This is a genomic window from Mesorhizobium sp. M0621 (assembly GCF_040320745.1).
Taxonomy (GTDB): Bacteria; Pseudomonadota; Alphaproteobacteria; order Rhizobiales; family Rhizobiaceae; genus Mesorhizobium.
This window is the reverse complement of record NZ_JAMYQF010000014.1, coordinates 55,329-78,276: the sequence shown is the minus strand read 5'-3', so window position 1 is coordinate 78,276 and position 22,948 is coordinate 55,329. Positions and strand designations below refer to the sequence as shown.

Sequence of the window (22,948 nt, the reverse complement as noted above, 5' to 3'; positions counted from 1 at the left end):
AGGCTCAGCCCTGCCGCGACGATTTGTAGACGTTGACGCCGAGTTCGCGGATCTTCTTGCGCAGTGTGTTGCGGTTCAAGCCCAGCAATTCCGCGGCCTTGATCTGATTGCCGCGGGTAGCCGTCATAGAGGCCAGGACCAGCGGGTACTCGACCTCGGCCAGAATGCGCTGGTAGAGGCCTGCGGGTGGCAAATCGCCGGCAAAGGAGGCGAAATAGCGCTGCAGGAAATGCTCGGCCGCCTGGCCGATCGACAGGTCGTCGGGAATGAGATTGCCGCCGCCCGGCACCACCGGCCGTTCGCCGGTCTTGAGTTCGGCTTCGATGATCTCGGCGGAAATCTCGTCTTGCGAATAGAGCGCGGCGAGCCTGCGAACGAGGTTTTCCAGTTCACGCACATTGCCTGGCCATGGATAGCGCTTCATCAGTTCGATGCCGCCCGACGAGATGCGCTTGGTCTGCAGGCCTTCCATCTCGCCGAGCTTGAAGAAGTGGCGGACGAGGTCCGGCACGTCTTCGGAGCGCTCGCGCAGCGCCGGCAGCCGGAGCGGCACGACGTTGAGGCGATAGAAAAGATCCTCGCGGAAAAGCCCCTGGTTGATCAGCGTGCGCAGATCCTTGTTGGTGGCGGCGACGATGCGCACGTCGGTCTTGATCGGCGTGCGCCCGCCGACCGTCGTGTACTCGCCCTGCTGCAGGACGCGCAGCAGGCGCGTCTGCGCCTCCATCGGCATGTCGCCGATCTCGTCAAGGAATAGCGTGCCGCCCTCGGCCTGCTCGAAGCGGCCGGTGGAGCGGTTCTGCGCGCCGGTGAAGGCGCCCTTCTCGTGGCCGAACAGTTCCGATTCGATCAGATCGCGCGGGATCGCCGCCATGTTGATGGCAACGAACGGCCCGCCGCGACGGCGGCCATATTCATGCAGCGCGCGCGCCACCAGTTCCTTGCCGGTGCCGGATTCGCCCGAGATCATCACCGTCAGGTCGGTCTGCATCATGCGCGCCAGCATGCGGTAGATGTCCTGCATGGCGGCGGAGCGGCCGACCAGCGGCATGGCGTCTGGCTGTTCTTCCGGCCGCGCATCGATCTTCGGCCGCCGCGGCTCGGAAAGCGCGCGATTGACGATGTTGAGAAGTTCGGTCAGGTCGAACGGCTTCGGCAGGTATTCGTAGGCGCCGGTTTCGGAGGCGCGGATCGCCGTCATGAAGGTGTTTTGGGCGCTCATGACGATAACCGGCAGTTCCGGCCGCGCCTTCTTGATGCGCGGCAGCATGTCGAAGGCGTTTTCATCGGGCATGACCACATCGGTGATGACCAGATCGCCCTCGCCCGCCGCCACCCAGCGCCACAAAGTCGAGGCGTTGGAGGTGACGCGCACTTCATGGCCGACACGCGACAGCGCCTGGTTGAGGACGGTGCGGATCGCCGCATCGTCGTCGGCGACGAGAATATTGCCGCGAACGGTCATTTGCGATCTCCTTCGCCTTCGTCATCAGCGCCGTATGGCGCCTCTTTCCAGGCCGGCATCAGGATGCGGAATGTGGTCCCGCGCGGTGTCGATTCGCATTCGATGATGCCGCCATGCTCGCCAACGATCTTGGCGACCAGTGCCAGCCCCAACCCCGAGCCGTTCGGCTTGGTGGTGATGAACGGGTCGAACAGGATCGGCAAAATATCTTCCGACACGCCGGAGCCATTGTCGCGCACGCAGAATTCCAGCGGCAGCGAGACGCGGTCCTGCGTGCCCGGAACGGAAACACGGATGCCCGGCCGGAAGGCTGTCGACAGCACGATCTCGCCGTGCGGGTCGCTGCCGATCGCCTCGGCGGCATTCTTGACCAGGTTCAGGAACACTTGGATGAGTTGATCGCGGTTGGCGAATACCGGAGGCAATGAAGGATCATAATCCTCCATTATCTTGATTCTCTTGGCAAAACCGTTCTTGGCGATTGCCTTCACATGGTCGAGTACGACATGGATGTTGACGGGATAGCGATCGATCGGCCGCTCGTCGGAAAACACCTCCATGCGGTCGACCAGCGACACGATGCGGTCGGTCTCGTCGGTGATCAGCCGCGTCAGCGCGCGGTCCTCGTCGGAAGCCGACAGTTCGAGCAGCTGGGCGGCCCCCCGGATGCCGGAGAGCGGGTTCTTGATCTCATGGGCGAGCATCGCTGCCAGGCCGGTGACCGAGCGTGCCGCACCCCGATGTGTCATCTGCCGGTCGATCTTGTCGGCCATCGACCGCTCCTGGAACATCACCACCACGGAGCCCGGAAATTCCGGCACCGGCGCGACATAGAGATCGACGACCTTCTCGATGCCGAGGCGCGGCGACGATACATCGACCCGGTATTCGTTGACGGGAGCCCGACGCTCGCGCACCTGGTCCACCAGCGTCAGCAGCGGGCTGCCGAAGGGAATGAGCTTGGACAGCATGTTGCGCGCCAGCATCGTCGCGCTCGAGCGAAAAAAGTCTTCCGCGTCGGCGTTGGCAAAGGTGATGAACCCTTCCTCGCTGATCATGATCACCGGGCGACGGATGGTGTTGAGCACGATCTGGGCGGCATCCGCCATTTCAGCGCCTTGGGCAGCGGCGGCATTCATGCGGCGCTCCGCAGGTTCAGGGGTTGCGGATCGCGCGAAAACACGTCGCGCAGCAAGGCAATGACGCGCGCGGGCTCCAATGCGGTCAGAATAGCCTTTCGGCTGTCGTCGTCAGCGATGCCGTTGGCATGACGATCAAGATACCATCCAAGATGCTTGCGCGCCTGGCGCAGGCCGCTCTCGACGCCATAGAGCGCCAGCATGTCCTCATAGTGGGAGACGATGTAAGCGGCCAACGCTTGCCGACTGTCGGGCATGCCTGGCACAGCCTCGCCCAACGCGGCCGCCGCGATGCTGCCGGCGACCCAAGGCGCGCCGTAGTGCGCACGGCCAACCATCACGGCGTCGGCGCCGGATTGGTCGAGAATAGCAGCGGCTTCCTCTGGCGAAGAAACATCGCCATTGGCAACGACCGGGATGGACACGGCTTCCTTGACGCGGGCAATGGCGCGCCAGTCGGCCTTGCCCTGATAGAACTGGCAACGCGTGCGGCCGTGCACGGTCACCATCTTGACGCCGGCCTGCTCGGCGCGGCGCGCTAGCATCGGCGCGTTGAGCGCGCCTTCGTCCCAGCCGAGCCGCATCTTGACCGTCACCGGCACATCGACCGCGCCCACAACGGCGTCGATCAGCGACAGCGCATGGTCGAGATCCAGCATCAATGCCGAGCCGGCATAACCGCCAGTGACCTTCTTGGCCGGGCAGCCCATATTGATATCGATGATGTCGGCGCCCTCGCCGGCGGCTAACCTGGCGCCTTCGGCCATGTGCACCGCCTCGCGGCCGGCAAGCTGGACCATATGGACCGGCAGGCCGGAGTGGCGTATGCGCAGGTTGAAACCGGCCCTGCCCTTGGCAAGCTCGCCGCTGGCCACCATTTCGGACACGACCAGGCCCGCGCCATGCGCGTGGGCGCGCTGCCGGAACGGCTCATCTGTAATCCCCGACATCGGCGCGAGGAACACGCGATTGCGGATTCTCACACCGCCGACATCAAGCGGCCCTGCCAATTTGGTCAAGTCAGGCAATTTGGTCAAGTTAACCATGCACAAAAACCAAGCATGTTCATTCGTTGCACATTCTCTAGCCAGAACTGCGGCAATGTGCAACGCGGAATGACGCCACATTAAGGCGCAATTGGGAAAATGCTGGCCTTCGGCTTTGGCCGCGACCAAAGCGCCGCGCGTCCCTTGGGACGCGCAAAGGACGCTTTGGAATTTCATACTTAGCGCACGATCTTTCCGAAAACCGATTACACTTTTCGGGATCGTGCGCTAGGACCAACCAGGCATGACTGACGCAAGTGAAAATCACGTTTCGAGTGCGGATGGCAAGGTCGCTGTGGTGATCGTTGCGGCCGGCCGCGGCGCGCGCGCCGGGCAGGCCAATGGACCGAAGCAATATCAGCACATTGGCGGCTATGCCGTCATCGCACACACGCTGGAAATTTTTCTGGCTCACCCGCGAACCAGCGAGGTCGTTGTCGCTATCCATGCCGACGACCACGAGCTGTTCCTGCAGGCGGCGGGCCCCGACGCCGAGCGTGTCACCGCCATTATTGGTGGGGCAACCAGGCAGGAGTCCGTCCGGCTCGGGCTGCTTGCATTGAGAGGCCACGCGCCGGCGCAGGTTCTGATCCACGACGCCGTCCGTCCGTTCGTCGACGCGGACCTAATCGACCGCACGATCGCCGCCATCGGCGAGCGCGAGGGAGCGTTGCCCGCTTTGCCCGTCGCCGACACGCTGAAGCGTGAGTCGGCCTCCGGCGTGGTTGGCGAAACCGTTTCCCGCAGCGGGCTTCACGCGGCCCAAACGCCACAGGGCTTTCCGTTCTGGCCCATCCTTGCCGCGCACGAGAAAGCCCATCATCTGGGAAAAACAGATTTCACCGACGACGCCGCGATCGCCGAATGGGCGCATATTCCGGTAAAGATCGTTCCGGGCTCGCCCGACAATGTCAAACTCACCTGGGCACGGGACATTGCGATGGCGGACCAGCGGCTTTCCGGCGAACGCGTGCGCTTTCCCGACATCCGTACCGGCAATGGCTACGACGTCCACGCCTTCGAACCCGGCGACCATGTCACCCTGTGCGGCGTCGCCATTGCTCATGACAAGAAACTGTCCGGCCATTCCGACGCCGATGTCGGCCTGCACGCCTTGACCGACGCGCTGCTGGCGACTTGCGGCGCCGGCGACATCGGCACCCATTTTCCGCCGTCCGACCCACAGTGGAAAGGCGCTGCATCCCGGATATTCGTCGAGCACGCGGCAAGACTGGTGCGCGAGCGCGGCGGCCGCATCGCCAATGCCGATATCACGCTGATCTGCGAGGCACCGCGCGTCGGCCCGCATCGCGAGGCGATGACCGCGGCCCTGTCGCGAATGCTGGCAATTTCACCGGACCGCATCTCGATCAAGGCGACAACCAATGAAAAGCTCGGCTTTGTCGGGCGCGAGGAAGGCATAGCCGCGATTGCCACCGCCAGCGTGGTGTTTCCCGGCGAGGTGCCGGAATGAGCAACACCGATCTGGCAAATGCCCTGCTGCAAGCCTGCCAGAAGCGCGGCATCATGCTGGCAACGGCGGAAAGCTGCACCGGCGGCATGATCATCGCCGCGCTCACCGACATCGCCGGTTCTTCCACTGTGGTCGATCGCGGCTTCATCACCTATTCCAACGAAGCCAAGATGGACATGCTCGGTGTTTTAACCGTCACGCTCGAGGCGCATGGCGCGGTTTCCCGCGAGACGGCGATCGAGATGGCGAAAGGCGCGCTTACCCGTTCGCGCGCCGGGTTGACCCTGGCGGTCACCGGCATTGCCGGCCCCGGCGGCGGTTCGGCGGAAAAGCCTGTCGGCCTGGTTTGGTTCGGCGTCGGGCTGGGCGGCCACACCGTGACCGCCGAACACAGGCTGTTTGCCGACAAGGGTCGCGATTTCATCCGCCGTGAAACGGTCCGGCACGCGTTGGAGCTGGGTCTGCGCGCGCTTGGCCAGAGTCAGGCCGAGGGTGCTGCACCATAGATAACGTCGGCGCGTTTCTCGAAAGCCTCGGCGAACATGCGGAAGGCGCGATCGAACATGGTTCCCATCACCGCGCCGAGAATCCTGCTCTTGAACTCGTAGTCGATGAAAAAGCGGACGGCGCAGCCAGTGCCGTCGGGTTCGAAACGCCAGACATTGCTCAGATATTTGAACGGGCCATCGATGTACTTCACGTCGATGGCGTTCTCGTCGGGTTTCAACAGCACCTGCGTGGTGAAGGTTTCGCGGATCGCCTTGTAGCCGATGCTCATGTCGGCGAGGAGAACGGTGCGTCCGTCCCGCTCCTTGCGCGAGCGAACTGTCAGCGCTTCGCAAAGCGGCAGGAATTGCGGATAGGCCTCGATGTCGGCAACAAGTGCAAACATCTGTTGCGGAGTGTGGGATACGCGACGCGTGGCTTCGAATTTTGGCATGAAATCAGCTGGTTAAGCTGATTTCTTGAGAAGCGCTTCCCGCGCCGCGCGCAGCCGGGCGAAATCGTCGCCGGCGTGATGCGACGAGCGCGTCAGCGGGCTCGACGCCACCAGCAGGAAACCCTTGGTCCGGCCGATCGTCTCGAAGGACTTGAACTCCTCCGGCGTGACGAAGCGGATCACCGGATGGTGCTTCTTCGACGGCTGCAGATACTGGCCGATGGTCATGAAGTCGACATTGGCCGAACGCAGATCGTCCATCAGCTGCAGGATTTCGTTCCGCTCCTCGCCGAGACCCACCATGATGCCGGACTTGGTGAAGATCGACGGGTCGAGTTCCTTGACCCGCTGCAACAGCCGGATCGAATGGAAATAGCGGGCGCCCGGACGAACTGTCAGATAGTTCGACGGCACGGTTTCGAGATTGTGGTTGAAGACGTCGGGCTTGGCCGCCACGACGATCTCCAGCGCGCCTTCCTTGCGCAGGAAGTCGGGCGTCAGGATTTCGATCGTCGTCAACGGCGTTGCCGCCCTGATGGCGCGGATAACCTCGGCGAAATGCTGTGCGCCGCCATCGGCGAGATCGTCGCGGTCGACCGAGGTGATGACGACATGGGTCAGGCCCATCTGCTTGACGGCGTGGGCGACGCGGGCCGGCTCATCGGGATCAAGTGCTGTCGGAATTCCGGTGGCGACGTTGCAGAACGCGCAGGCGCGTGTGCAGATCTCGCCCATGATCATGAAGGTGGCGTGCTTCTTTTCCCAGCACTCGCCGATATTGGGGCAGCCGGCCTCTTCGCAGACCGTCACCAGCTTGTGCGACTTCACGATCTCGCGCGTTTCGGCATAGCCCTTCGACATCGGCGCCTTGACGCGGATCCAGTCGGGCTTGCGCAGTACATCCTGATCCGGCTTGTGCGCCTTTTCCGGATGCCGCAAGCGCGGTGCGTTGGCAATCGTATCGAGGACAGTGACCATCGGGAAACCTGGTTCGTTCGCGACCGCCAGTCAGGCGTTCGCTGTCATGACGTCATCTAAGACTTTTCAACGCAAAGAAAAAGGCCGCCGCAGTGCATGGCGCGGCAGCCTTTTTCGCATAGCCGCTCTTCAGCGATGTTAACGGCGCACCAGACGCCCTGCCCAGATCAGCAGGCAGGCGCCGATGAAGCCGGTTATCAGATAGGCAGTCCAGCCGACGCCGAACGGGCCGAAATTGAGTGCCTGAAGAATGGCGTTCAGCACGACCGCGCCGACGATGCCCATAACAATGTTCATAAGGATGCCGGTGTTGCTCTTCATGACCATTTCGGCGAACCAGCCCGCAAGACCGCCGATGATGATTGCTGCAATCCAGCCGACGCCATTCAAGTGCATATGCCTTCTCCTTGTGTGATGGGTGAAAATGCATTCGCAAACGAAGTACCTTGCCGCCGGATTCCATTGGTTCCAGCACGTTTAATTTATCACGCGTTCAGCGCGCGGCCATAGGCGTCGAGCACGCTTTCCTTCATCATCTCCGACAGCGTCGGATGCGGGAAGATGGTGTGCATCAATTCTTCCTCGGTCGTCTCCAAGTTCATCGCCACGACAAAGCCCTGGATCAGTTCGGTCACTTCGGCGCCGACCATGTGCGCGCCGAGCAGTTGGCCGTTTTTCTTGTCGAAGATGGTCTTGATGAAGCCCTGGTCCTCACCGAGCGCGATGGCCTTGCCATTGGCGGCGAACTGGAAGCGCCCGACCCGGATATCCTTGCCTTCTGCCTTGGCCTTCGCTTCCGTCAGCCCGACGGAGGCGACCTGCGGATTGCAGTAGGTGCAGCCTGGAATCTTGAGCTTGTCGGTGGCATGCACGCCGGGGAAATCGGCGATCTTTTCGACGCACACCACGCCCTCATGCTCGGCCTTGTGGGCGAGCATTGGCGGGCCGGCGACATCGCCGATGGCGTAGATGCCGGGCACATTGGTCTTGCCGTAACCGTCGACGACGACGCAGCCGCGCTCAGTCTTCACGCCGAGCGTTTCAAGTCCGAGATTCTCGATGTTGCCCTGCACGCCGACGGCCGAGATCATGCGGTCGGCGGTGATCTTCTCGACCTTGCCGTCCTTCATCTCGACATGCGCGGTGACCGAGTTGGCACCCTTCTCGACCTTGGTCACCTTGGCTTCAAGGATGATCTTCATGCCTTGCTTCTCGAACTGCTTTTGCGCGAATTTCGAGACCTCGGCGTCCTCGACCGGCATCACCGCCGGCAGCAGTTCGACAACGGTCACATCGGCACCCATGGTGCGGTAGAAGGAGGCGAACTCGATGCCGATGGCGCCAGAGCCCATGACCAGCAGCGACTTTGGCATCTCCTTCGGCACCATGGCCTCGAAATAGGTCCAGATCAGCTTGCCGTCCGGCTCGATGCCGGGCAGCGCGCGCGGCCGGGCTCCGGTCGCCAGGATGATGTGCTTGGCGGTGTAGGTGCCCTCGCCCTTGACGCCTTTCGGTACCGGCGGCTGTGGCTCCATCGGCTTCTTGGCCGTCTTGGACACGACGATCTCACCAGGCTTGGAGAGCTTGGCCTCGCCCCAGATGACATCGACTTTGTTCTTCTTCATCAGGAAGGCGACGCCGCCATTGAGCCGCAGCGAGACTTTCCGCGAGCGGTCGACCACGGCCGACGTGTCGACGCTGACCTTGCCGTCGAGCTTCAGCCCGTAATCCTTCAGATGATCCGAATAATGCATGATCTCGGCCGAGCGCAGCAGCGCCTTGGTCGGGATGCAACCCCAGTTGAGGCAGATGCCACCGAGATGCTCGCGCTCGACAATCGCCGTCTTGAAGCCAAGCTGGGCGGAACGCACCGCCGTGACATAGCCGCCGGGGCCGGAGCCGATGATGATGACGTCGTAGTTCTCAGCCACGGTTTTTCTCCTTGAATCACAGTTCCAGCATGACGCGCACGAGCGGCGTCAGCGCCTTGCCAATGTTTCGCGTGTTTTCGGCGTCGAGGTGAACACCGTCGAGTGGGGTGGTTTGCGCCACCGTGCCGGCGTCAAAAAAGCCGCAACCAGCCTCATCGGCAAGGGCAGCGTAGAGCGGCGCCAGCCGGGCCGAAGCGTCGTCGCCGCCGGCAAACATTTCCTTGAATTCGGCATTGTCGGTGCGGCTGACCGCGGGCGGCGAAACGATCAGGATCTGCGGCGCCGGCCAGTCGAACGGGTAGTCGTGACCGCGCACGATGTCGATCAACCGCTCTATGCCTTGCTTGGCCGCGACCGGATTGCCGTGGATCCAGGGCTTCATGTCATTGGCGCCGAGCATGATGACAATCAGGTCGATCGGCGCATGCGTCGTCAGGACCGTCGGCAGCACCCGTGCACCATTTCGATCGGCACCAGCCAGATGGTCGTCGAACGCCGTGGTGCGGCCATTGAGGCCTTCGGCGATGACTTCGACACCACCACCGAGTATGGCCTGCAGCACGCTCGGCCAGCGGTCTTCCAGCGCATGGCGGCCGCCTTCGGCATTGTAGCCCCAGGTCAGCGAGTCGCCGTAGCAAAGAACCGTCTTCATGCGCCCACCTGTGCCTTGATCAAACCGCGCCTCAACCGCAAGCGCACGAACAGCCAGTGAACCAGCACGGTGGCCAGGTTAGACCAGCATGCCCATCGGATTCTCGACCAGCCGCTTGAAGGCGACCAGCAGTTCGGCACCAAGCGCGCCGTCGACGGCGCGATGGTCGGTCGACAATGTCACCGACATCACGGTGGCGATTTTGATCTCGCCGTTCTTGACCACCGCCCGCTCCTCGCCGGCGCCAACGGCCAGGATGGTGGCATGCGGCGGGTTGATGACGGCGGCAAAGTCCTTGATGCCGAACATGCCGAGGTTGGACACCGCCGTGGTGCCACCCTGATACTCTTCCGGCTTCAGCTTGCGGCTGCGTGCGCGGCTGGCCAGATCCTTCATCTCGTTGGAGATGGTGGAGAGTGTCTTTTCGTCCGCATGCCGAATGATCGGGGTGATCAAGCCACCCGGGATAGACACGGCAACGCCGACATCGGCATGCTTGTGCTTGACCATGGCGCTTTCCGTCCACGACGCATTGGCATCCGGCACCGCCTTCAAGGCCATCGCCATCGCCTTGATCACCATGTCGTTGACCGACAGCTTGTAGGCCGGTGCATCACCCTTGTCGGTTTTCTTCACCGGGGCTGCCGCGTTGATCTGCGTGCGCAGTGCCAAGAGTGCATCAAGTTCGCAGTCGAGCGTCAGGTAGAAATGCGGGATGGTGGTCTTGGCCTCGACCAGACGCCGCGCGATGGTCTTGCGCATGTTGTCATGCGGGACCAGATCGTACGAGCCAGCCTCGAACAGTTTCAGCACCTGATCGTCCGACATCGCCTTTACCGCAGGGGCAGCAGCCGGAGCGCCGACAGGTGCGGCCTTTGCGGCCGGCGCCTTGGCGCCACCACCGGCAATCGCGGCATCGACATCGGCCTTCACCACACGGCCATGCGGGCCGGTGCCGGTCACGGCGGACACATCGACGCCGGCCTCCTTGGCAATACGGCGGGCAAGCGGCGAGGCAAAAGTGCGTTCGCCCGACGATTGGCTGATCTCCCCCCTTGTGGGTGGGATGGCCGGCAGGCCAGAGGGGGGCGTGACAGGCTGAGACGCGGGCGGGACAGCGCCCCCCTCTGTCGACTTGGCTGACATCTCCCCCACAGGTGGGGAGATTGGCGCTTTATCCTGCTTGGCCTCGGCTTTCGCTGGTGCAGCAGCACCATCGCTTTTCGCGACGGCGCCAGCGTCCTCACCTTCGGCCGCGAGCACGGCGATCAGCGCGTTGACCTTGACACCCTCGGTGCCGGCGGGAACGACGAGCTTGGCAACCGTGCCCTCATCGACGGCCTCGACCTCCATCGTCGCCTTGTCGGTCTCGATCTCGGCGATGACGTCGCCCGGCGAAACCTTGTCGCCTTCCTTCACGAGCCACTTGGACAGATTGCCCTCTTCCATCGTGGGCGACAGGGCCGGCATGGTGATGTTGATTGGCATTTTGTCCTCCCGCCCGGTTCAGCGATACGTGACGGCTTTGACCGCCTCGATGACCTCGCCGACGTTTGGCAGAGCCAGTTTCTCGAGGTTGGCCGCATAGGGCATCGGCACATCCTTGCCGGCAATGGTGATCACCGGTGCGTCGAGGAAATCGAAGGCGCGCTGCGACACCTGGTTGGCGATATGGTCGCCGACCGAGTTCTGCGGATATCCCTCTTCCACAACGATCAGCCGGTTGGTCTTCTTCACCGAGGCGATGATGGTGTCGAGGTCCAGCGGGCGGACGGTTCTGAGATCGATGATCTCGACGTCGATACCCATGCCGCGCAACTCGGCCTCAGCCTTGACCGCATAGGTCATACCGATGCCGAAGGAGACGAGGGTAACATCCTTGCCTGATTTGTGGATGCGCGCCTTGCCGATCGGCAACACGAAATCGTCCAGCTTAGGGACGTCGAAGGACTGCCCGTAGAGGATCTCGTTCTCGAGGAAGATAATCGGATTGGGGTCGCGGATAGCCGCCTTGAGCAAGCCCTTGGCGTCGGCGGCGGTGTAGGGCATCACCACTTTCAGGCCCGGAATGTGGCTGTACCACGCCGCGTAGCACTGCGAATGCTGGGCGGCGACGCGGGCAGCGGCACCGTTCGGTCCACGGAACACGATCGGCGCGCCCATCTGGCCGCCCGACATATAGAGCGTCTTGGCGGCCGAGTTGATGATCTGATCGATCGCCTGCATGGCGAAGTTGAAGGTCATGAACTCGACGATCGGCTTCAGGCCGGCCATCGCCGCACCCACGCCGACACCGGCAAAGCCATGCTCGGTGATCGGCGTATCGACGACGCGCCGCGGCCCGAACTCCTGCAGCAGCCCTTGCGTGATCTTGTAGGCGCCCTGGTACTCGGCGACTTCCTCGCCCATGACGAAGACATCGCCGTCGCGGCGCATTTCCTCGGCCATCGCGTCGCGCAGTGCCTCGCGCACCGTGGTCGAGACCATTTCCGTGCCCGCCGGAATGTCCGGATCGGCGGCGATTTCCGTCTTGGGGGCGGCAGCCACCGGTGCGGCGGCGGGCTTTGCGGCCTCTGCCTTGTCCTCGGCGGCCGGAGCCTCCGCCTTTGCAGGTGCTTCCGCCTTGGCGGGAGCCGCGGACTTGCCGATATCACCGGCACTTTCGCCGTCCTGCAGCAGCACTGCGATCGGCGTGTTGACCTTGACGCCTTCGGTGCCGGCGGCAATCAGGATCTTGCCCAGCGTGCCTTCGTCAACGGCTTCGACTTCCATCGTCGCCTTGTCGGTTTCGATCTCGGCGATGACGTCGCCAGCGACGACCTTGTCGCCCTCGTTCTTCAACCACTTGGAAAGATTGCCCTCTTCCATGGTCGGCGAGAGAGCGGGCATGAGAATTTCGATCGGCATGTCCTTGCCCTCCCTTACAGTACGATATCGGTCCAGAGCTCGGACGGATCCGGCTCCGCGTCGTGCTGGGCAAATTCTGCGGCGTCCGCGACGACGTCGCGGACTTCCTTGTCGATGGCCTTGAGCTCGTCTTCGGTCGCCCACTTCTTCCCGGTCAGCCGCGCCTTGACCTGCTCGATCGGGTCATGGTCCGAGCGCATCTTCTGCACTTCTTCCTTGGAGCGGTATTTCGCCGGGTCGGACATCGAGTGACCGCGATAACGATAGGTCTGCATTTCGAGAATGATCGGCCCGTTGCCGGCGCGACACCACTCCGTCGCCTGGTCGCCCGCAGCCTTCACGGCGCGGACATCCATGCCGTCGACCTGGATGCCGGGGATCTTGAACGAGGCGCCGCGATGCGAAAAATTGGTTTCCGCCGAGGAGCGCGAAACCGAGGTGCCCATGGCATAGCGGTTGTTCTCGATGATGTAGATCACCGGCAGCTTCCACAGCGAGGCCATGTTGAAGCTTTCATAGACCTGGCCCTGGTTGGCCGCACCGTCGCCGAAATAGGTCAGCGAGACATTGTTGTTGTCGCGGTAGCGGTTGGCGAAGGCCAGCCCGGTGCCGAGCGACACCTGCGCGCCGACGATGCCGTGGCCGCCGTAAAAGTGCTTTTCCTTGGAGAACATGTGCATGGAGCCGCCCTTGCCCCGTGACAGGCCGCCACGACGCCCGGTCAACTCGGCCATGACGCCGCGCGGCGACAGTTCCATCGCCAGCATGTGGCCGTGGTCGCGATAGGCGGTGATCATCTGGTCGCCGTCGATCAGCGCCATCTTCATGCCGGTGACGACAGCTTCCTGGCCGATATAGAGGTGACAGAAGCCACCGATGAAGCCCATGCCGTAAAGCTGGCCGGCCTTTTCCTCGAAACGGCGGATGAGCAGCATGTGCCGGTAGGCGGCAAGCTCTTCGTCCTTGGTGAATTCGGCAGGTTTGGGGGCCGAAAGCCCCGATTTGCCGTCGGATTTGGATTTGGCAGGCGCTTTTCTGGCGGCGGTGGCCATGCATCACTCCCTGTTGGCGTCTCTTTGTGGACATTAGAGCAGATGAAATCTGCTCTGGGGAGATCAGCTCCTCCCCACCGATTTATGGGAAGCTAACACGCGTAAGAGCGTTGCGCCATGCCGAATTTGCATAGCTGGCATGCACCTAAGCGATTAAAATCATTGAAAATATTGGTGATTAACTTGATATCAGTTATTTCGTCGAAGCGGGCAACATGATGGTGATTTCATCAGCCTGGGACAGATTGAGCGCCTTGCGCGCCTGCTCGTCGAGCATGTCCTTCTCCAGCGTGCCTTCATGCATGAGCCGAACACGCCGTTCGAGTTCCATGCGGCGCGCCTTGATCGCATCGAGCTGGCGTTGCAGCGCAACCGTCTGGGCTTCCAGCTGGTATTTCGAGTAGATGCCGAATTCGCCGTGATAGGCATGAAAGCCGAAATAGGCCAAAAACGCCGCGCAGAGCGATGGGATGATCAGCCGGCCGGTGTTTCTCTGCTTGTGCTGACGCGTCCACATCGTCCGATTCCTCTAGAGCATGATGCCGAAAAGTGTGAAGCGGTTTTCGGACGACATCATGCTCTATCTCTTTGATTTAGAGTCGGATTCAGATTTCGGGTCGAACAGACCTGGAATCATCCGGCTCTAGCCCGCGAACTCAGGCGGCTCACGATCTTTTTCGCCCGATTGTGCTTAACGGACGGTTACGGATGACCGGCTTGGCGCCCGTCGAAATGAAAAAGGGCGGGAATGCTCCCGCCCTTTCACCCGATATCCGACGTTAGAGTGTTTCCGGATCAGCCCTTGACCACCGACTTGCCGGCATAGCTTGCCTGCTTGCCGAGCTCTTCCTCGATGCGGATCAGCTGGTTGTACTTGGCCATGCGGTCCGAGCGCGACAGCGAGCCGGTCTTGATCTGTCCGCAATTGGTGGCAACGGCGAGATCGGCAATGGTCGAATCCTCGGTTTCGCCCGAACGGTGCGACATGACGGCGGTGTAGCCGGCCTTGTGCGCGGTCTCGACGGCGTCGAGCGTTTCCGTCAGCGAACCGATCTGGTTGACCTTGACCAGGATCGAATTGGCAACACCCATGCGGATGCCGTCGCGCAGCCGTGCGGTGTTGGTGACGAACAAATCGTCGCCGACCAGCTGGGTCTTCTTGCCGATCAGATCGGTCAGGTACTTCCAGCCTTCCCAATCGTCCTCGGCAAGGCCGTCCTCGATCGAGATGATCGGATAGTCGGCGGCAAGCTTGGCCAGGTACTTGGCCTGGGCCTTGGGGTCGCGCGTCTTCTTCTCGCCTTCATAGACGTAATTGCCGTCCTTGAAGAACTCGGTCGCGGCGCAATCGAGGCCGAGCGCGATCTCCTCGCCCGGCTTGAAGCCGGCCTGCTCGATCGATTCCATGATGAAATCGAGCGCCACCGGCGCGCTTTTCAAATTCGGGGCAAAGCCGCCCTCGTCACCGACATTGGTGTTGTGGCCGGCGTCCTTCAGCTTCTTGCGCAGCGTGTGGAAGATTTCCGAACCCCAGCGAACGCCTTCGCGCAGCGTCGGCGCGCCGATCGGCAGGATCATGAATTCCTGGAAGTCGATCGGGTTGTCGGCATGCGCGCCGCCATTGATGATGTTCATCATCGGCACCGGCAGGAGATGCGCTTTGGTGCCGCCGACGTAGCGGTAGAGCGGCAGGCCGGCGGCTTCGGCCGCGGCCTTCGCCACCGCCAGCGACACGCCGAGAATGGCGTTGGCGCCGAGGCGGCTCTTGTTGGGCGTGCCGTCAAGCTCGATCATGGTCTGGTCGATATGGATCTGGTTTTCGGCTTCCATGCCGCCGATGGCCTCGAACAGCTCGCCGTTGACCGCCTCAACCGCCTTGAGCACGCCCTTGCCGAGATAGCGGGCACCACCGTCGCGCAGTTCGACGGCCTCGTGGGCTCCGGTCGAAGCACCTGACGGCACCGCCGCGCGGCCCATCGAGCCGTCTTCGAGAATGACATCGACCTCGACGGTCGGATTTCCACGGCTGTCCAGGATTTCACGCCCGACAATGTCGATGATGGCGGTCATTGCGATGTCCTCGATTGATCTGATTGATGTCGCGCACGTCTTAGCCAAAGTGCCGTAAAAGGCAATCGGCCGGCTCGCAATTATTGCCGGGCGTCAACCCCCAACGATTCACGAAGCGCAAATCGCTGTCACCATAAGTCATGTACGGCAGAGCGGCTTCCGGCTAAGGTGCGGGTGCGCGGGGCGAAACAGGAGGAGTTTCGCCATGTCCCAGTTGAGTGGTATCGTGAGTCTGTTCCTGATCGCGGCTGCGTTCCTGACGTCGTGCGACAACCAGCAGTCGCCGCCCAAGGCGATGGCCCCCTTGCACATCAGCAAATAGCTGCCGCATCAAACAAAATGGCCCCGTCTCGACGGGGCCATTTTGTTTGGATCGTCAGTGCCAGTAAGGCGTGACCTTGTAGTAGTCGTAGGATGCGTCGCGAGCGGTCTCACCATCCGCCCCGGCCAGTTCGTTGATCGAATAGGCGGGGGCTGCCTTCAGCTGCTCCTTGGAGAACGGTACGACATAGCCGCCCCTGTCTTCGTCATAGTCGAGGCTTGCCCATGGTATCGCGTGATACTTCTCGCCGATGCCGAGGAAGCCGCCAAAACCGATCACTGCGAACATGATGCCGTTCGACATCTTGTCGAGCATGACGTCCTGGATGCTGCCGATGCTCCTGCCTTCGGTGTTGTAGACCGACGTGCCGATGACTCGCGAGGCCGCGATGGCTTCGGTGTGGCCTGTCTGGGTGGTCATGATATCCTCCTCATTGTCGTTGAACTCTGCTTGGACAATGAGGGGCGCGGGCGAAGGTTCCCGACTTTTTTCGCCGGCGGGCCGGTCACTCCGCGAGGATGAAAGTGACCTTCATGTTGACGCGATAGGCGGTAATCTTGCCGTTCTCGACGACGATCTTCTGGTCCTGGATCCAGGCGCCTTCGACGTTCTTCAGGGTTTTCGATGCGCGTGCAATCCCCTGTTCGATGGCGTCCTGAAAGCTCTTGTTCGACGACGAGGTGATTTCGGTGACGCGGGCGACGGACATGGCTTCCTCCTGCCAAAACGCTCATTTGCCGGGCAAGCGTACAGCCGGCTTATGCCGATCACAAGCGCCGACAGTCGGCAGAGGATGGGCCTGGCTTAGTGACCCTTGGCGATGCGATCGAATGCCATCAGCCGCTCGAGCAGGGCTGGCATGTCCTTCAGCGGCAGCATGTTCGGGCCGTCGGAAGAGGTCGAATTATCCGGATCCTGATGGGTCTCGATGAACACGCCGGCAACACCGACAGCGACGGCGGCGCGGGCCAGAGTTTCGACAAAGCGGCGCTCGCCGCCCGAGGAACCGCCTTGCCCGCCCGGCTGCTGCACCGAATGCGTGGCGTCGAAGATCACCGGCGCGCCGATCTCGGCCATGACAGGCAGGGCGCGCATATCTGACACCAGCGTGTTGTAGCCGAAGGAGGCGCCGCGCTCGGTGGTCAGCACATTGGCGTTGCCGGAGCCGGTGATCTTGGCGACGACGTTCTTCATGTCCCAGGGGGCAAGGAACTGCCCCTTCTTTACGTTGATCACCTTGCCGGTTTTCGCCGCGGCGACCAGCATGTCGGTCTGACGCGACAGGAAAGCCGGGATCTGCAGGACGTCGACATGCGGCGCGATGATCGCGCACTGTTCCTCGGTGTGGACATCGGTCAGCACGGGGAGCGAAAATGCCTTCCGCAGTTCGTCGAAGACGGGAAGTGCCGCATCCATGCCGGCGCCGCGTGTCGCCGACAGCGAGGTGCGGTTGGCCTTGTCGTAGCTGGTCTTGTAGACGAGGCCTATGCCGAGCTTGCCGGTCAGTTCCTTCAGCGCGCCAGCCATGTCGAAGGCATGCTGGCGCGATTCAAACTGGCAAGGGCCAGCGATCAGCGCCAAGGCTGCATTGTTGTCGAAGACGACATTGCCGACGGTTACCGACGAATTGGGCGCCAGGGCTTTGCTCATGGGATCTCCCGGAAGATGAAAGCCGCGCCCTGTCCGGGTGCAGGCTGCACGACAATATCATTGCCCGCTATATCGTGTTTGATGGAATTGGCTGCAAGCAGCCGCGATGTGACATCGGCGCTCCGGACCGAAAAGACGACCGCGGCGAAGCGAAGGTCTGTCGGCGCGCCGGCATGCAGGCCAAAACGCGCGGTGAAAGACGCGGGGTCGAGCACGATCAAACTTGCGTTCGGCAAGTGAAACGTGCCGCCCTGGCCATCGGCAGTCGGATCCTCCACCGCCACCGAAATCAATCCATGCTGTTCGGCAAGTTGGTCGCTGACCGCCACGATCTCGACAATTCCGGCGGCGCCATTGGCATGCGCCTGCAAAGCCGTGCGGTCCACATCAGGCGCGTTGACCCGCTCGCAGGCAAACAGGAATGCGTCCGTGGCCCCGGCTCCCGCCGCGAAGACGAGCTTGAAGGATGCGATGTCGCTTTTGCCCGCCGTGTCCGTGAAGGCGCGCGAGAAGCTCAGCATGTCTCCCGCCGAGATGCCGGCTTCGAGATAGCGCGCATGGTCTGCGTCGGCATTGTCGGTGGCAAGAACAATGGCCGAAAACCCCTCGTCGCCACGGTTGTCGCGATAGAGCCGATCGCGCGCGACGAACACATTGCCATCGGCAATGGCCGTCGTCGCGGCCTGTTCATCACCGATTGCGAGCGGTTCGAGATAGGTGCCGTCGGCGAGGAACACACAGCAGTTTTCCGTTCCGAAGGGATGGATCCCGGTCGGCGCAACGACAAAGCCGAGCGTGGTGAGCCGGGCTCGCGCCACGTCTAGGTTCTGCGCGGGCAGCACCAGATGATCGAGCGGATGAGTGCGAGCAGCTACGGTTCGGGTCATGCAGGCGCGATGTGCATCATTCCGCAAATCGGTTCAAGACTTGATCGCAATCCCCGCCGGTCCGCCGGCTATTTCATGGTGGGTCGAAAAAGGCCGGAACGTGGTCTCGATCAGCTCCCCGCGACGACATCGGCGGAGTAGCGCAGTTCGCGCATTGGTTTGACCTTGCTGGTGGTCTGCGCATAGAGCGGGTGCGCCTTGTAGGCGGCCAGCGCTGCGTCATCGGCGAATTCCGCATAGACAACCACGTCGATCTCGTCCGACAGCGGGTCGACCTTGGTGTTGAGCGTGACCTCGAAAAGGCTGGAATGAGGAATGTTGCCGAGCGCCAGCAGGCCCGTGCGCACCGCCTCCACATCCTCCTTGCGCCGCGCGCTGAAGAAAACGATATGCCGGATCAACGCCGCCTCCTCGATCTAAATGCCGGAGGTCTTTTGTGACGGCAGGACCGTGGCGTCAATCGACAAGGATGTCGCGGCTGCCGGTCGTTCGAATGGACACTAGATATAGCTGGTGACGGACCGCACGACGTGCGTGGCACCCCTCACCGTGGAGTCCAGATACCGGCCCTGATTGTACATGCCATCCCAGATCAGGAAAAACGCGATGGCGGCAATGACGACTACATAACGCATGGCTAAATCTATCGCACAAGTAATGCCGCAGCCATAGGCGTTTTGGGCGCCTTCGGCCTTTGCTGTGCAAAAGGCAGACCTAGGTCGGCGAGAGCAACCCAGTTGGCACAGCCCAGCTTGTGGCCTGCCTCTTGAACTTCCCCCTCATGACGTGGAACATTGTCGCAGGGATTCACCGGGAAGCGCTGAAGCTCAGGCGAAACAGGGGCGCGCGCTTTCGTTCGAGACCGCCGATCGCAGAACCGGTCAGCACCTGGGATCAGGCAACGGCGTTCGAACCTGGCGAATGAACCGCGAGAACCGGGGCTCGGCAATTTGCGCCGGCACTGCGGAAGTCCAGGGGCGTGAGATGGCACACAAGGAACATCATGGTTTGGCGTTGAGCGACGCGATCAGGCTCGACGAATTCAATTTCGCCGAGATCGTCAAGGGTTTGCCGGCCAAGGCGCGCATGGTGCTGTCGGCGGCGATGAACCTGCCGCGCGGTTCGCTCAAGGTCAGGATGCCGGACGGCCGCGCCGTCCTCGTCGGCGGCAAGGGACCCGGCCCGGACGCCGAACTGGTGCTCAAGAACTGGCGACTGCCCGGCCGCGCCTTTTCCGGCGGCACGATCGGCGTTGCCGAATCCTACATGGACGGCGATTGGGATAGCCCTGACGTGACCAGCTTCCTGGAGCTGTTCGTGATCAATTCGGCCATCGGCGAGCGTATCGCGGGTGGCACCAGCTGGCTCATCAACACCGTCCAGCGCATCCGCCACTGGTTCAACCAGAACACACGCACCGGCTCGAAGCGCAACATCTCGGCGCATTACGACCTCGGCAACGCCTTCTACAAGGAATGGCTCGATCCAAGCATGACCTATTCCTCGGCGCTCTACACGACCGGTGCCAACGACCTGGAAAGCGGTCAGGCCGCCAAATATCGCGCACTGGCAAAGGATATCGGGATCGGCCCGAAGGATCATGTGCTGGAAATCGGCTGCGGTTGGGGCGGCTTCGCCGAATTCGCGGCGCGCGAGATCGGTTGTCGGGTGACCGGGCTGACGATCAGCCGCGAGCAGCACGATTTCGCTAAGGCGCGCATCGCCAAGGCCGGGCTTGCCGACAAGGTCGACATCAAGCTGCAGGATTATCGCGACGAAACCGGCACCTATGACCGCATCGCCTCGATCGAGATGTTCGAGGCGGTCGGCGAGAAATACTGGCCAGTGTTCTTCAGCAAAATGAAGGCCTGCCTGAAACCCGGCGGCACCGCTGGCCTGCAGATCATCACCATCAACGAAGCTTCTTACGACACCTATCGCGCAAGGCCGGATTTCATTCAGCGCTACGTGTTCCCCGGTGGCATGCTGCCGACGCCGTCGATCCTGAAGGCACTGGGCAAGGATCATGGCCTCGCCCATCTGCGCGAACGCGTGTTTCCCGACGACTATGCCCGCACGCTCGCCGAATGGCGCCACCGGTTCTGGGCGTCATGGGAGAAGATCGTCCCGCTCGGTTTCGACGACCGCTTCAAGAAGCTCTGGGAATTCTACCTGCACTATTGCGAGGCCGGATTCCGCGCCAGCTACATCGATGTTCGCCAGGTCGTCTACAAGGCGTAGATCCACGCCGTCGTGACGGCGTGGAATCGAGCTTCGAATAGTAGTGATCAGAGAAGGATGCGGTATTTCGCGAAGCCTGCCTCGCCCTCGCCCGCCGGTTCGACCTTCAGCGATTTCACCTGCGCAATGAAATCCTTGGCCCTGGCGCCGGTTTCGAACACGGCGCTGGTTCCAGGCAGCGGCACGAACGACCAGTTGTCGTCCGCCGACGGGTTGATCGTGCCCTCGCCGACGATATAGCGAACGATGACATCGCGATTGGTGTCCGGCGCTTCGTAGATGATCTTCGAAGCATTGATGTCAGGGAAATTGCCACCGCCGCCGGCACGGTAGTTGTTGGTCGCGACGACGAATTTCTGTTTGGGATCAATCGGTTTTTCGTCGAACATCAAGTCGACGATCCGGTTGGCACCGGCATTCGCCAGCCCGCCCTTGGCATCGTATTTTGGCGGCTGCGACAGGTCGATTTTGTAGGTGACGCCGTCGATGACGTCGAAATTGTAGGACGGGAAGTCGGTGTTGATGAGGGCCTGGTCGGCCTTCCCTGCCTCGATCCGGTTGAAGATACCGGCCGACATTTCCAGCCATTCCTTGACCTCAGCCCCGGTGATTTCGACCGCACGCACGGTGTTGGGGTAGAGATAGAGGTCGGCAACGTTCTTGATGGCGATGTCGCCCGCCGGCACGTCGGTATAGTAGTCGGCACCGTTGCGTCCGCCGGCCTTGAAGGGAGCGGCCGCCGACAGCAGCGGCACATCCTTCCATTGCGTGTTCTTCAGAATATCCCTGAGGTACCAGGTCTGCGCCTGGCTGACGACCTGCACCGACGGATCGTCGGCGACCAGCGCGAAATAGGAATAGAGCGGAGCGGAGGTCTTGCCGACCGGACGACGCACATAGGCCAGTGTCGCCTGGTGGTCCTGTTCGAGTGCCGCGATGATGCGCTTGTCGTCCGGGACGGTCGGCTTGTTCTTGTTGTCGACGCGTTCGAAGATCGGCCGCGCTTCGGAGGTGGCTGAAACGACCTTCCATTTCGAACCGTCGCGTTCCAGCATCAGGTCGACCAGCCCCATATGCGAGCCCCAGAAGCCGCCCATGACGGCGGGCTTGCCCTGCAGCGTGCCTTTTTGCGTATCGACGCCCTCAAGCGACTGGAAATCCTTCTTGCCGGGGAACACCAGATGCTGGTGACCCGTGAACACCGCATCGATGCCGTCGACACCGGCGACGAAGAACGAGGCGTTCTCCATCATGTCGCCCTGCTTCACGTCGATGCCGGAATGCGAGAGCGCAATGACGATGTCGGCGCCCTCCTCCTTCATCTGTGGCACCCAGGCCTTGGCCGCCTCGACGATGTCGCGCGTCTTGACGTTGCCTTCCAGGTTCTTGAGATCCCAAACCATGATCTGCGGCGGCACGAAGCCGATGATGCCGATCCTGATCGGCTGCTCGGCGCCCGAGCCGTCTTTGATCTTCTTGTCGAGGATGACGTAGGGCTTCAGATAGAGCTTGTCGTCGCGCGGGTTCGCGGCAAGTTCGGTGCCGCGGATCAAATTGGCGCAGACGAAGGGAAAATTGGCGCCGGCCAGCACTTTGTCCAGGAACGACAGGCCGTAGTTGAACTCGTGATTGCCGAGCGTCGAGCACTCGTAGCCGAGCAGGTTCATGCCTTTCATGATCGGATGCAGGTCGCCGTCCTTCAGCCCCTTCTCATAGGCGATGTAGTCGCCCATCGGATTGCCCTGCAGCAGGTCGCCATTGTCGATCAGCATCGAATTGACCGCCTCCTTGCGCACCGCATCGATGAGAGAAGCCGTGCGCGACAGGCCCAGCGTGTCGTTCGTTTTGTCGGCGTAGTAGTCGTAAGGCAGAACGTTCACATGGATGTCGGTGGTTTCCATGATCCGAAGATGGGCCTGGTTACCTTGAGCGCGGGCGGAGAACGGATGCAGCATGATCAGTGCCCCTGCGGCGGCGACGCCCGCAAGGAGATCGCGGCGGGATACGGAATGGAGCAGTTGCGACATGTTTTCTCCTTCGACGACGTGACAAGAGTCTGTCTGTTGGAGCATGATCTTTTTCCGAAAACCGGTTCCCACTTTTCGGGATCATACCCAGCCCTGCCCGAAGCGAACTTCGCGCTGAAACTCATCCGAGTCCATTCAAGAAGTTGCGCTATCGAACATCAGTCGAA

The 22,948-nt window shown here is 61.9% G+C and carries 23 protein-coding genes and 1 pseudogene; 4 read left to right on the top strand and 20 right to left on the bottom strand.

The genetic code is table 11. The features are described 5' to 3' along the window. Positions 1 to 4: 4 nt before the first annotated feature. From ntrC to dusB, 3 genes are read right to left on the bottom strand one after another with little or no spacing between them, the layout of a single operon-like run. Positions 5 to 1,465: a nitrogen regulation protein NR(I) gene (gene ntrC / locus NKI38_RS12715; protein WP_023757916.1), complete on the bottom strand. Its 1,461-nt coding sequence runs from the start codon at positions 1,463 to 1,465 to the stop codon at positions 5 to 7. Next, positions 1,462 to 2,604: a two-component system sensor histidine kinase NtrB gene (locus tag NKI38_RS12710; RefSeq protein ID WP_352657964.1), complete on the bottom strand. Its 1,143-nt coding sequence runs from the start codon at positions 2,602 to 2,604 to the stop codon at positions 1,462 to 1,464. Before NKI38_RS12710 ends, ntrC begins: the two co-directional genes overlap by 4 nt. Then, entirely contained in the window at positions 2,601 to 3,632 is a 1,032-nt protein-coding gene (gene dusB, locus NKI38_RS12705; protein WP_352658083.1) for a tRNA dihydrouridine synthase DusB, read from the bottom strand. The genes NKI38_RS12710 and dusB overlap by 4 nt, the downstream gene beginning before the upstream one ends. A 262-nt stretch (positions 3,633 to 3,894) precedes the next feature. Here dusB and NKI38_RS12700 point away from each other — a divergent pair, with 262 nt between their 5' ends. Both NKI38_RS12700 and NKI38_RS12695 read left to right on the top strand, forming a co-directional pair. Continuing rightward, on the top strand, positions 3,895 to 5,124 hold the full coding sequence (locus tag NKI38_RS12700; RefSeq protein WP_352657962.1) for a bifunctional 2-C-methyl-D-erythritol 4-phosphate cytidylyltransferase/2-C-methyl-D-erythritol 2,4-cyclodiphosphate synthase: 1,230 nt from the start codon (positions 3,895 to 3,897) through the stop codon (positions 5,122 to 5,124). After that, entirely contained in the window at positions 5,121 to 5,630 is a 510-nt protein-coding gene (locus tag NKI38_RS12695) for a CinA family protein (protein ID WP_352657959.1), read from the top strand. Before NKI38_RS12700 ends, NKI38_RS12695 begins: the two co-directional genes overlap by 4 nt. Here the strand turns inward: NKI38_RS12695 and NKI38_RS12690 are convergent. The 16 genes from NKI38_RS12690 to NKI38_RS12615 all read right to left on the bottom strand — a co-directional run bounded on the left by NKI38_RS12690 (position 5,606) and on the right by NKI38_RS12615 (position 19,148). Next, entirely contained in the window at positions 5,606 to 6,064 is a 459-nt protein-coding gene (locus NKI38_RS12690) for a type II toxin-antitoxin system RatA family toxin (protein WP_352634489.1), read from the bottom strand. The two genes, NKI38_RS12695 and NKI38_RS12690, sit on opposite strands and share 25 nt — an antisense overlap. Positions 6,065 to 6,076: 12 nt before the next feature. Then, positions 6,077 to 7,042, bottom strand: coding sequence for a lipoyl synthase (gene lipA / locus NKI38_RS12685; protein ID WP_352657957.1), 966 nt, complete (start codon positions 7,040 to 7,042; stop codon positions 6,077 to 6,079). 138 nt (positions 7,043 to 7,180) lie between these two features. After that, positions 7,181 to 7,438: a GlsB/YeaQ/YmgE family stress response membrane protein gene (locus NKI38_RS12680; RefSeq protein ID WP_183452659.1), complete on the bottom strand. Its 258-nt coding sequence runs from the start codon at positions 7,436 to 7,438 to the stop codon at positions 7,181 to 7,183. A gap of 89 nt (positions 7,439 to 7,527) precedes the next feature. Then, a complete protein-coding gene (lpdA, locus tag NKI38_RS12675; protein ID WP_352657954.1) occupies positions 7,528 to 8,973 on the bottom strand; it encodes a dihydrolipoyl dehydrogenase in 1,446 nt (481 codons plus the stop codon). Between the two features lie 16 nt (positions 8,974 to 8,989). Further along, a complete protein-coding gene (locus NKI38_RS12670; RefSeq protein WP_352657951.1) occupies positions 8,990 to 9,625 on the bottom strand; it encodes an SGNH/GDSL hydrolase family protein in 636 nt (211 codons plus the stop codon). A 78-nt stretch (positions 9,626 to 9,703) separates the two neighbouring features. Beyond that, on the bottom strand, positions 9,704 to 11,113 hold the full coding sequence (locus NKI38_RS12665; RefSeq protein WP_352657948.1) for a pyruvate dehydrogenase complex dihydrolipoamide acetyltransferase: 1,410 nt from the start codon (positions 11,111 to 11,113) through the stop codon (positions 9,704 to 9,706). An 18-nt stretch (positions 11,114 to 11,131) separates the two neighbouring features. Continuing rightward, entirely contained in the window at positions 11,132 to 12,532 is a 1,401-nt protein-coding gene (locus tag NKI38_RS12660) for a pyruvate dehydrogenase complex E1 component subunit beta (RefSeq protein WP_352657946.1), read from the bottom strand. 14 nt (positions 12,533 to 12,546) lie between these two features. Next, positions 12,547 to 13,584 (bottom strand): pyruvate dehydrogenase (acetyl-transferring) E1 component subunit alpha, encoded by a 1,038-nt coding sequence (gene pdhA / locus NKI38_RS12655; RefSeq protein WP_352633769.1) that lies wholly within the window; start codon positions 13,582 to 13,584, stop codon positions 12,547 to 12,549. 193 nt (positions 13,585 to 13,777) lie between these two features. Next, on the bottom strand, positions 13,778 to 14,101 hold the full coding sequence (locus NKI38_RS12650; protein WP_352657943.1) for an FtsB family cell division protein: 324 nt from the start codon (positions 14,099 to 14,101) through the stop codon (positions 13,778 to 13,780). Positions 14,102 to 14,379: 278 nt separating this feature from the next. After that, complete coding sequence (gene eno / locus NKI38_RS12645; protein ID WP_352657940.1) at positions 14,380 to 15,654, bottom strand: phosphopyruvate hydratase; 1,275 nt, start codon at positions 15,652 to 15,654, stop codon at positions 14,380 to 14,382. A 376-nt stretch (positions 15,655 to 16,030) separates the two neighbouring features. After that, complete coding sequence (locus NKI38_RS12640) at positions 16,031 to 16,396, bottom strand: PRC-barrel domain-containing protein (protein WP_352633764.1); 366 nt, start codon at positions 16,394 to 16,396, stop codon at positions 16,031 to 16,033. An 85-nt stretch (positions 16,397 to 16,481) separates the two neighbouring features. Beyond that, complete coding sequence (locus tag NKI38_RS12635) at positions 16,482 to 16,685, bottom strand: dodecin family protein (RefSeq protein WP_352633763.1); 204 nt, start codon at positions 16,683 to 16,685, stop codon at positions 16,482 to 16,484. A gap of 95 nt (positions 16,686 to 16,780) precedes the next feature. After that, a complete protein-coding gene (kdsA, locus tag NKI38_RS12630; protein WP_352657937.1) occupies positions 16,781 to 17,626 on the bottom strand; it encodes a 3-deoxy-8-phosphooctulonate synthase in 846 nt (281 codons plus the stop codon). Continuing rightward, complete coding sequence (locus NKI38_RS12625; RefSeq protein WP_352657934.1) at positions 17,623 to 18,513, bottom strand: VOC family protein; 891 nt, start codon at positions 18,511 to 18,513, stop codon at positions 17,623 to 17,625. The genes kdsA and NKI38_RS12625 overlap by 4 nt, the downstream gene beginning before the upstream one ends. A gap of 110 nt (positions 18,514 to 18,623) precedes the next feature. Continuing rightward, positions 18,624 to 18,914, bottom strand: a complete 291-nt coding sequence (locus NKI38_RS12620) for a Dabb family protein (protein ID WP_352657932.1) — start codon at positions 18,912 to 18,914, stop codon at positions 18,624 to 18,626. 99 nt (positions 18,915 to 19,013) lie between these two features. Beyond that, positions 19,014 to 19,148, bottom strand: coding sequence for a hypothetical protein (locus NKI38_RS12615; RefSeq protein WP_352633756.1), 135 nt, complete (start codon positions 19,146 to 19,148; stop codon positions 19,014 to 19,016). A 98-nt stretch (positions 19,149 to 19,246) separates the two neighbouring features. Here NKI38_RS12615 and NKI38_RS12610 point away from each other — a divergent pair. Both NKI38_RS12610 and NKI38_RS12605 read left to right on the top strand, forming a co-directional pair. After that, positions 19,247 to 19,438 (top strand): annotated as a pseudogene (locus NKI38_RS12610) (DUF1365 family protein); the annotation flags it as partial. Between the two features lie 59 nt (positions 19,439 to 19,497). Next, a complete protein-coding gene (locus tag NKI38_RS12605) occupies positions 19,498 to 20,754 on the top strand; it encodes a class I SAM-dependent methyltransferase (protein WP_352657929.1) in 1,257 nt (418 codons plus the stop codon). 47 nt (positions 20,755 to 20,801) lie between these two features. On the opposite strand, the gene NKI38_RS12600 is transcribed toward NKI38_RS12605, so the two are convergent. Then, positions 20,802 to 22,781: a bifunctional 2',3'-cyclic-nucleotide 2'-phosphodiesterase/3'-nucleotidase gene (locus tag NKI38_RS12600; protein ID WP_352657926.1), complete on the bottom strand. Its 1,980-nt coding sequence runs from the start codon at positions 22,779 to 22,781 to the stop codon at positions 20,802 to 20,804. Positions 22,782 to 22,948 lie beyond the last annotated feature (167 nt).

Excerpts from the sequence above, each read along its gene's own strand:
- ntrC (WP_023757916.1), bottom strand. The coding sequence starts at position 1,465 with ATGACCGTTCGCGGCAATATTCTCGTCGCCGACGACGATGCGGCGATC.
- NKI38_RS12710 (WP_352657964.1), bottom strand. The coding sequence starts at position 2,604 with ATGAATGCCGCCGCTGCCCAAGGCGCTGAAATGGCGGATGCCGCCCAG.
- NKI38_RS12700 (WP_352657962.1), top strand. The coding sequence starts at position 3,895 with ATGACTGACGCAAGTGAAAATCACGTTTCGAGTGCGGATGGCAAGGTC.
- NKI38_RS12695 (WP_352657959.1), top strand. The coding sequence starts at position 5,121 with ATGAGCAACACCGATCTGGCAAATGCCCTGCTGCAAGCCTGCCAGAAG.
- NKI38_RS12690 (WP_352634489.1), bottom strand. The coding sequence starts at position 6,064 with ATGCCAAAATTCGAAGCCACGCGTCGCGTATCCCACACTCCGCAACAG.
- lipA (WP_352657957.1), bottom strand. The coding sequence starts at position 7,042 with ATGGTCACTGTCCTCGATACGATTGCCAACGCACCGCGCTTGCGGCAT.
- NKI38_RS12680 (WP_183452659.1), bottom strand. The coding sequence starts at position 7,438 with ATGCACTTGAATGGCGTCGGCTGGATTGCAGCAATCATCATCGGCGGT.
- NKI38_RS12670 (WP_352657951.1), bottom strand. The coding sequence starts at position 9,625 with ATGAAGACGGTTCTTTGCTACGGCGACTCGCTGACCTGGGGCTACAAT.
- NKI38_RS12665 (WP_352657948.1), bottom strand. The coding sequence starts at position 11,113 with ATGCCAATCAACATCACCATGCCGGCCCTGTCGCCCACGATGGAAGAG.
- NKI38_RS12660 (WP_352657946.1), bottom strand. The coding sequence starts at position 12,532 with ATGCCGATCGAAATTCTCATGCCCGCTCTCTCGCCGACCATGGAAGAG.
- pdhA (WP_352633769.1), bottom strand. The coding sequence starts at position 13,584 with ATGGCCACCGCCGCCAGAAAAGCGCCTGCCAAATCCAAATCCGACGGC.
- NKI38_RS12650 (WP_352657943.1), bottom strand. The coding sequence starts at position 14,101 with ATGTGGACGCGTCAGCACAAGCAGAGAAACACCGGCCGGCTGATCATC.
- eno (WP_352657940.1), bottom strand. The coding sequence starts at position 15,654 with ATGACCGCCATCATCGACATTGTCGGGCGTGAAATCCTGGACAGCCGT.
- NKI38_RS12640 (WP_352633764.1), bottom strand. The coding sequence starts at position 16,396 with ATGACCACCCAGACAGGCCACACCGAAGCCATCGCGGCCTCGCGAGTC.
- NKI38_RS12635 (WP_352633763.1), bottom strand. The coding sequence starts at position 16,685 with ATGTCCGTCGCCCGCGTCACCGAAATCACCTCGTCGTCGAACAAGAGC.
- kdsA (WP_352657937.1), bottom strand. The coding sequence starts at position 17,626 with ATGAGCAAAGCCCTGGCGCCCAATTCGTCGGTAACCGTCGGCAATGTC.
- NKI38_RS12625 (WP_352657934.1), bottom strand. The coding sequence starts at position 18,513 with ATGACCCGAACCGTAGCTGCTCGCACTCATCCGCTCGATCATCTGGTG.
- NKI38_RS12615 (WP_352633756.1), bottom strand. The coding sequence starts at position 19,148 with ATGCGTTATGTAGTCGTCATTGCCGCCATCGCGTTTTTCCTGATCTGG.
- NKI38_RS12605 (WP_352657929.1), top strand. The coding sequence starts at position 19,498 with ATGGCACACAAGGAACATCATGGTTTGGCGTTGAGCGACGCGATCAGG.
- NKI38_RS12600 (WP_352657926.1), bottom strand. The coding sequence starts at position 22,781 with ATGTCGCAACTGCTCCATTCCGTATCCCGCCGCGATCTCCTTGCGGGC.